Origin of the sequence: Allobaculum sp., from assembly GCF_047010065.1 — a bacterium.
GTDB classification, from domain to species: domain Bacteria; phylum Bacillota_I; class Bacilli_A; order Erysipelotrichales; family Erysipelotrichaceae; genus Allobaculum; species Allobaculum fili.
This window is the reverse complement of the sequence record NZ_JBKXLD010000018.1, coordinates 19,520-27,133: the sequence shown is the minus strand read 5'-3', so window position 1 is coordinate 27,133 and position 7,614 is coordinate 19,520. Positions and strand designations below refer to the sequence as shown.

6 protein-coding genes are annotated in these 7,614 nt (G+C 53.2%); 5 read left to right on the top strand and 1 reads right to left on the bottom strand.

Annotated elements, in window-relative coordinates; translation table 11 throughout:
* Window positions 1-229, bottom strand: a 229-nt coding sequence (locus ACLUYS_RS03030) for a hypothetical protein (RefSeq protein WP_412659032.1), incomplete at its 3' end; no start/stop codon positions are given.
* A 305-nt stretch (window positions 230-534) separates the two neighbouring features.
* On the opposite strand from ACLUYS_RS03030, the gene tmk reads away from it, so the two are divergent.
* From tmk to uvrA, 5 genes are all read left to right on the top strand, one after another.
* The gene (gene tmk, locus ACLUYS_RS03025) at window positions 535-1,185 is read left to right on the top strand and encodes a dTMP kinase (protein WP_230266943.1); all 651 of its coding nucleotides are present in this window, start codon (window positions 535-537) and stop codon (window positions 1,183-1,185) included.
* Window positions 1,175-2,233, top strand: coding sequence for a hypothetical protein (locus ACLUYS_RS03020; RefSeq protein WP_412659031.1), 1,059 nt, complete (start codon window positions 1,175-1,177; stop codon window positions 2,231-2,233). The genes tmk and ACLUYS_RS03020 overlap by 11 nt, the downstream gene beginning before the upstream one ends.
* 141 nt (window positions 2,234-2,374) lie before the next feature.
* Window positions 2,375-3,253 (top strand): stage 0 sporulation family protein, encoded by an 879-nt coding sequence (locus ACLUYS_RS03015; protein ID WP_230266941.1) that lies wholly within the window; start codon window positions 2,375-2,377, stop codon window positions 3,251-3,253.
* On the top strand, window positions 3,225-4,091 hold the full coding sequence (gene rsmI / locus ACLUYS_RS03010; RefSeq protein WP_412659030.1) for a 16S rRNA (cytidine(1402)-2'-O)-methyltransferase: 867 nt from the start codon (window positions 3,225-3,227) through the stop codon (window positions 4,089-4,091). Before ACLUYS_RS03015 ends, rsmI begins: the two co-directional genes overlap by 29 nt.
* A 611-nt stretch (window positions 4,092-4,702) precedes the next feature.
* On the top strand, window positions 4,703-7,585 hold the full coding sequence (gene uvrA, locus ACLUYS_RS03005; protein ID WP_412659028.1) for an excinuclease ABC subunit UvrA: 2,883 nt from the start codon (window positions 4,703-4,705) through the stop codon (window positions 7,583-7,585).
* The last annotated feature ends 29 nt before the right edge of the window (window positions 7,586-7,614 follow it).

Sequence of the window (7,614 nt, the reverse complement as noted above, 5' to 3'; positions counted from 1 at the left end):
TTTCCAGACGCGCATTGAAAATACGGCGGTTCATGGAAGACGAGGCAAAGCCAACCGTCATGACGGAAAGATTCAGCGCCTGGTCTCTGGCGCAGACGGCGATCGTTCGGGCGGAAGGATAAATCACATGCGGATGCAGATCGAGCTCGATCTCCTCCCAGTGTTCCCTGGGCACCAGATGACGCAGAGAATCTACGATTTCTTCGCTGACTAGAAACTGACCGCACATACACATTCCTCTTTTCTTTTTCTGTCCTTCTGCCCGCCAGGCAAAACAGCGCTCTGTCTGCGGCAAAACGGGCAGAATGGCTTCCTGTCCTGATTGTAGCAAACCCCGGATTTCCTTTGTAAAGCCGGGCCTGCGTTTTGGCCGATCGTCAGAGCTTGCGCCGCTTGATACAATAGGAAAAGCGGATTTCGACTGCAGAGCGTTTTGTATCTGCAAAAGCAAAGATGCGAAATCAAGAATATGTAGAGAAAACCATATAGAAAACAGAGCGAAAAAAGGAAAGCAGCGCTCGGGGAGGAAAGAGGATGAAAAAGCCAGAAGGAAGCAAAGGCATCATGATCGCCTTTGAAGGCAGCGACGGAGCGGGGAAAAGCACTGCGATGGCGCATGTCTATGAAGAACTTTTGAAACGCGGCCTTCCCGTCATCACTACCCGCGAGCCGGGCGGATCGCCGCTCTCGGAACAAATCCGGAACATTCTGCTCGATCCCGAAAATGAAGTGGATCCGAAAACCGAAGCGCTTCTGTACGCCGCCAGCCGCCGCCAGCATCTGGTTTCCACCATTTTGCCAGCTTTGGAAGAAGGCAAAATCGTGCTTTGCGACCGGTTTCTGGATTCGTCGATCGCCTATCAGGGCTTTGGACGCGATCTGAATGCGAAGACGATTGAACATCTCAATGATTTTGGTCTGGAAGGCTTCCGGCCGGACGCGACGCTCTTTTTTGAACTCGATCGGGAAACATCCGCAAAGCGGATTAACCTGCGCGGCAATCTGAACCGTCTCGATCAGGAAAAGGAAGCGTTTTTCTCCCGGGTAGCCGACGGATTTGAAGCCATTCTCAAAACGCATCCCGAATATTGCCGCATTGACGCATCGGGGTCGATCGAAGACGTAGCAAATCAGACGATGAAGCAGGTAGACCGTCTTCTCGAAGAGGCCGGCTATGGTCGATAAGAAAAAGCTGAAGGAACGCCAGCCGGTCGCATGGAAAATTCTTTCCAATGCCCTGAAAAGCGGACGCATTTCGCACGCCTACATGTTTTATGGACAGAAAAACCCGGATCAGAGCCGGCTGGCTCTGCTGTTTGCGCAGTCGATGAACTGCGAACATCCTGATGAAGACGGGATTGCCTGCCAGAACTGCGAAACCTGTCAGCTGATCGCCCGAGACATGTATCCGGACTTTTTCTGGCTGCATCCCGGCGGTCTGCAGGCGCGCAAGCCGCTGACGCGAAAGGAACTCGACGCCTGGTGGAAAACCAACGCGGTTCCCAGCGAACAGAAAACGAGCTGGAGACTGCGCAAAGAAGACATTCTGCGTCTGCAGGATACATTTGCCACCTCGAGCGGGACGGACGCCCGACGACAGGTTTATATTATTGAACAGTACGAACAGGCGACCGCTTCCGCGTCCAATACGCTTCTGAAATTTCTTGAAGAGCCCAAGGACGGGCTGACCGGCATCCTGTGTACAAGCGCGATCAATACCGTACTGCCGACGATCGTTTCCCGCTGTCAGCTGATCCCCATGCGGCCGCCTGCACGAGCGGCACTCGAAGCGGAAATTGCCGAAATAATCGACGATCCCGAAATTGTGGCGATTCTCGCCCGGGCCGGCTACGGTCCGGACAGTCTGGAAGCGCTCCTGGAAAACGAAGCGCTGTTTGAACTGCGCGATGCGGCGAAGGAATACTGGCCGCAGCGAACTTCGCATTCCGCCATTGTGCGTCTGGAATGCGGCGTCTTTTCCAAAAGCGGATTTCCCACCCGGGAAGCGGCCGCCTTTTTCCTGCACTGCCTGCTTTACTTTCTGGAGCAGGAGCAGACGGAACAGGCGGATCGTCTCGAAGAGCGCTCAACGCTTGTCGAAGCGCTCGACGCCCTGCGTCAGCCGCTCGACCCTGTTCTTCTGATCGAACGCGTTGCCCGCGATCTGCGCAAAGAAGCGCTCAGAAAACAAAGACGCTCAACCGGCATCCTGCAGCAGGATGCATATTCTTAGAAATTTCAGCCGCCGTTTTGCATGTTCACGCAAAACCGGGCGGCTTCTCCATAGATTGGAACGGACGCTGTCGATCTTTCTTTGAGAGAAAATCAAAATCGATCGAAACCCGTCTGCTTCCTTAGAAAGGCAAGACGAATTATGTCGAAACCATCCAGTGCCGCCAAGCCGGCATCGAATACGAAAACTTACCCTTTCATGGTGTATATCCAGTTTGACGGATCCAAGAAGGTGTATACCTTCGGAACGACAATGGAACATCGAACTGGTGAAGCGGTCGTTGTGGAAACGGTTCGCGGTCAGGAAATCGGTACGGTCTATGTACCGTCGATGCCCTTTGACGCGTCCAAAGTCCAGGGCGACTTAAAAGGCATCGTCCGCCGCGCCACGCCGGAAGACCTGCACCAGAAAGCTGAAAATGAAGAAGAAGCACGCAAATCCTTTGAGATCTGTGCCAAAGCCATCGAGCGCCTCAAGCTCGACATGCATCTGATTTCCTGCGAGTATACCCTTGATCGCTCCAAAGTGATTTTTACGTACGTCAGCGAAGATCGCGTCGATTTCCGCGGTCTGCTCAAAGAGCTCGCCGGATGCATCAGCGGCCGGATTGAACTGCGCCAGGTCGGCCCCCGCAACAAAGCCAAACTGGTCGGCGGCATCGGCAGTTGCGGCATGGAATGCTGCTGCAGCCGGTTCATGAGCGACTTTGATACTGTGTCCATCAACATGGCGAAAAACCAGCTGCTCGCGCTCAATATTTCCAAACTGTCTGGACAGTGCGGCAAGCTGAAGTGCTGTCTGCGTTTTGAAAACGAAGCCTATTGCGAGCTGCGCAAAAACCTGCCGAAGCTGAATTCCCAGATCGAATACAACGGAAATCGCTATCGGATCAGCTCGATGAACGTGCTTCAGAAACAAGCCAAGCTTGAAAACCGGGAAGAAACGCTGTTTGTCTCCTTTGACGAACTGTTCCCGGCAAGAAAGGCAGAACATGAATCGACAGAAAAGCTTCCAGAATGAAAATGGACCAGCCGTCTATCTGGTCCCGACCCCGATCGGCAATCTTTCGGAAATTTCTCCTCGCCAGAAAGAGGCGCTGGAAAACGCCGATGTGATCGCGTGTGAAGATACGCGCAATTCCGGCCTTCTTCTGAAATCGATCGGAATTCACAAACCGCTGATCGCGCATCATGAATACAACGCGCATACGAGTTCGACCGGCATTTTAAAGCTGCTTGAAGAAGGAAAGAAAGTCGCCGTCATTTCCGATGCCGGCTATCCGCTCATTTCGGATCCGGGCAGTGAACTTGTCCGGCTCGCTTCCCAGGCCGGCTATCCGGTCATTCCCGTTTCCGGAAGCAATGCGGCGTTAAACGCGCTGGTGGCCTCCGGCCTGGAAACGTCTCATTTCCTCTTTTACGGATTTCTGGATGCGAAAAGCGTTCGCCGGAAAAAGGAACTCGAAAGTCTGAAGTCCCTGCCGTATACGGTAATTTTTTACGAAGCGCCGCACCGCATTGAAAAAATGCTGGAAGACGTAAAGGAAGTCTTTGGCGGCCGGCAGATCTGTCTGGCCAGAGAACTGACCAAGCTGCACGAAGAGTTCCTGCGCGGCACGATTTCCGAAATTCTCCCGCTGGTTTCCCAGCTGAAAGGAGAAATGGTCGTAGTCGTACAGGGCTGCCCGCAGCAGACTGACCGTTCTTTTGAAGAAACGGTTCGCATGGCGTCTGAACTGGCGGCCTCGGGCATCAAGCCCAAACAGGCAGCCGCTAAAGCCAGCGAAGAAAGCGGCTTTTCCAAAAACGAGGTGTATCAGGAAATGATGCGCCAGAAAAAGGAACAGGAAGAGCAGTAAAACCCATTCTTAAACAAACGAGGCTGATTTCAAAACCAGAAATCAGCCTTTTCTATATACCGGCATACCGGCCGGTTCGAAGAAAATTCCGACGCGCAAGGCGATGTTCATACAGCTCAATCCGGTCTGGAAAAAGCGGAATTTTGGGCTTGTCTAAAGGATTTGTTGTGCACAATATGAGCACATTCAAATTGACATTTGCGTGAAAAATGGAATAATGAAAAGCTGGATTATACGCTTTTTACAGGCTGCAGGCAGATCGCAGGAAATTCTGCGCTTTTTGCTCAAGGAAGAATCCAGAAATTACGAAAACGAAACCAGACGATACAAAATAAAGAAGCCGGCCCTCTTAACCATTCTCCAAAACAGAAAAGACGCCGTATGCGGATCCGCCAGACCATACCCGCTTTGGGGCAGCGTCCAGAGATCCTTTTTTGAAATCATTTATCGGCACGACATTTTGTCCGTGCCAAAATCATGAAAAGTTTAAAAGGCGCAGGCTTTGTGCTTTTCCAAATCCAGAGCCGGGCGCTACACTCCAGTTTCAGACAGAAATACAAAATCGAAATACATACACAAACCGAACAGAAAAACAGAAAGAAGGGATCAACATGGACTCTGTTATTCACATTCAGGGAGCCAGAGAAAACAACCTGAAAAACATTTCTCTCGATCTTCCCAAAAACAAGCTCATTATCATGACCGGCGTTTCCGGAAGCGGTAAGACTTCGCTGGCTTTCGATACGATTTATGCGGAGGGCCAGCGCCGCTATATGGAATCCCTGTCCTCTTATGCCCGCCAGTTTCTCGGCAATTCTGAAAAGCCGGATGTCGATCAGATTGACGGTCTTTCTCCTGCTATTGCTATCGATCAGAAAACGACTTCGCACAACCCGCGTTCGACCGTAGGCACGGTAACGGAAATTTACGACTACCTGCGTCTGCTGTACGCGCGCATCGGCGTGCCGTACTGCCCGGAACACGGCGAACCGATTACCGGCCAGACGGTTACCGAGATGGTAGACCAGGTTATGCTTCTGCCCGACGGCACCCGCACGACCGTTCTCGCTCCGATTGCCCGCGACAAGAAGGGCACGTTCAAGGACATATTTGCCAAACTGATGAAAGACGGTTTTCTGCGTGCACGAGTTGATGGGGAAATCCGTCTGATCGAAGAACTCGAACCGCTGGAAAAAAATAAGAAGCACACGATTGAAGTCGTTATCGACCGAATCATTAAAGGCAATAACCGCGGCCGCTACTACGATTCCATCAATACGGCGCTCAATCTCGGCGAAGGCATGGCGGCGGTCATGACGCCGGACGATACGCTGCTCTTTTCCTCGAGCTACGCGTGCAAAATCTGCGGTTTTACCGTACCGAAACTCGAACCGCGTCTGTTTTCCTTCAACGCGCCGATGGGCGCGTGCCCGGAATGCAAGGGCATCGGCGTCATCCAGAAAGTCGATCTGGATCTTCTGATTCCGGATAAGAAAAAGACGCTGAATGAAGGCGGCGTCGCCTACTTTAAAAACATTGCCGGCTCGTCCAACCAGGAATGGCAGCGCTTTGTGGCGCTGTGCGACCATTTCGGCATCAATATGGACAAGCCGATCAGCAAGCTGACGAAAAAGGAACTCGACATCGTTCTCCACGGTTCGGACGAACCGGTGTCCTATACTATCGTCAACAATAAAGGCCTGACCCGCGAATACAACGAGCCGATCGAGGGCGTAGCGGATCTGATTGAACGCCGCTATCTCGAAACGGGATCGGCCTGGTCGAGAGACTGGTACGAAACGTTCCTGGGCGAAGCGGTGTGCCCGACCTGCCACGGCGCCCGTCTGAACGATCAGGTTCTGGCGGTACGCATCGGCGGCAAGAACATTTACGAATGGACCCAGATGTCGGTTGTGGAAGCCATCGACTTCATCGAACATCTCGAACTGACCCCGGCGCAGCGCAAAATTGCGGAACTCGGTCTGAATGAAATCAAAAACCGTCTGACGTTTCTGAAAAATGTCGGTCTGACGTATCTGACGCTCGACCGTCTGGCGTCGACTCTTTCCGGCGGCGAAAGCCAGCGTATTCGTCTGGCCACCCAGATTGGTTCCCGTCTGACCGGTGTCATGTACGTTCTCGACGAACCGTCGATCGGTCTGCACCAGCGCGACAACGACCGTCTGATTCAGTCGATGAAGGAAATGCGCGATCTGGGCAACACCCTGATCGTTGTCGAACACGATGAAGATACGATGCGCGCCAGCGACTATATCGTGGACATCGGCCCAGGCGCCGGCGTGCACGGTGGGGGAGTCGTCGCCTGCGGTACGCCGGAACAGGTCATGGCCAACGAAAACTCCATTACCGGCCGCTATCTGTCCGGCAAGGAGAAAATTCCGTATCCGGCTGTGCGCCGCAAAGGCAGCGGCAAATCGCTGGATGTCATCGATGCCACCCACAACAACCTCCAGCACGTGAACGCCTCGTTCCCGCTCGGAACATTTACGGTTGTCACCGGCGTTTCGGGTTCCGGCAAATCGTCGCTCGTAACTGAAGTTCTCACCCACGGCATCCAGCATCATTTAGGAAAAGTCCGTGTAAAACCCGGTCAGGCAAAGGAAATACGCGGTCTTGAGGAAATCGACAAGCTGATCGAGATTTCGCAGGAGCCGATCGGCCGTACCCCGCGTTCCAATCCGGCGACGTATGTCGGCGTCTTTGACGATATCCGCGACCTGTTCGCACAGACGCGCGAAGCCAAACTGCTCGGTTTCACCAAATCGCAGTTTTCCTTCAACGTCAAAGGCGGACGCTGCGAAGCGTGTCAGGGCGACGGTACCCGCAAGATTTCGATGCACTTCCTGCCCGACGTCTATGTCGAATGCGACATTTGTCACGGCAAGCGCTATAACGAAGAAACGCTTCAGGTAAAGTACAAGGACAAAACGATTTCCGACGTTCTGGAAATGACGGTGGAAGAAGCCATTGAATTTTTCCAGCCGATTTCCCGCATCCGTCACAAGCTGCAGACGCTGGCGGATGTCGGTCTGTCCTACGTCAAGCTCGGCCAGTCGGCGACCACCCTGTCCGGCGGGGAAGCACAGCGTGTCAAGCTGGCGAGCGAACTGCAGAAAAAGCCGACCGGCAAGACGGTCTTTGTTCTCGATGAGCCGACGACCGGTCTGCATTCGAGCGATGTCCGCAAGCTGATCGAAGTGCTGCAGCGTCTGGTCGACGGTGGCAATACGGTCATCGTCATCGAACACAATCTCGACGTCATTAAAAACGCGGACTATATTCTTGATCTCGGTCCGGAAGGCGGTGCCGGTGGCGGTACGATTATCGCCAAGGGAACCCCGGAAGAAATTGCGGCCTGCCCGAACAGCTTTACCGGTCAGTATCTCGCCCCGCTGCTTACCGGCGGCGAAGCCGAAGCCTATACGAAATGGAAAGGCTTTGAAGACGAGAAGGAAAGCAAAACCGAAGAATAAAGAACCAAAACGCAAATCGGAAAAATCAT

Bases quoted from the DNA above. Each gene is read 5' to 3' on its own strand.
- tmk (WP_230266943.1), top strand. From the start codon at position 535: ATGAAAAAGCCAGAAGGAAGCAAAGGCATCATGATCGCCTTTGAAGGC.
- ACLUYS_RS03020 (WP_412659031.1), top strand. From the start codon at position 1,175: ATGGTCGATAAGAAAAAGCTGAAGGAACGCCAGCCGGTCGCATGGAAA.
- ACLUYS_RS03015 (WP_230266941.1), top strand. From the start codon at position 2,375: ATGTCGAAACCATCCAGTGCCGCCAAGCCGGCATCGAATACGAAAACT.
- rsmI (WP_412659030.1), top strand. From the start codon at position 3,225: ATGAATCGACAGAAAAGCTTCCAGAATGAAAATGGACCAGCCGTCTAT.
- uvrA (WP_412659028.1), top strand. From the start codon at position 4,703: ATGGACTCTGTTATTCACATTCAGGGAGCCAGAGAAAACAACCTGAAA.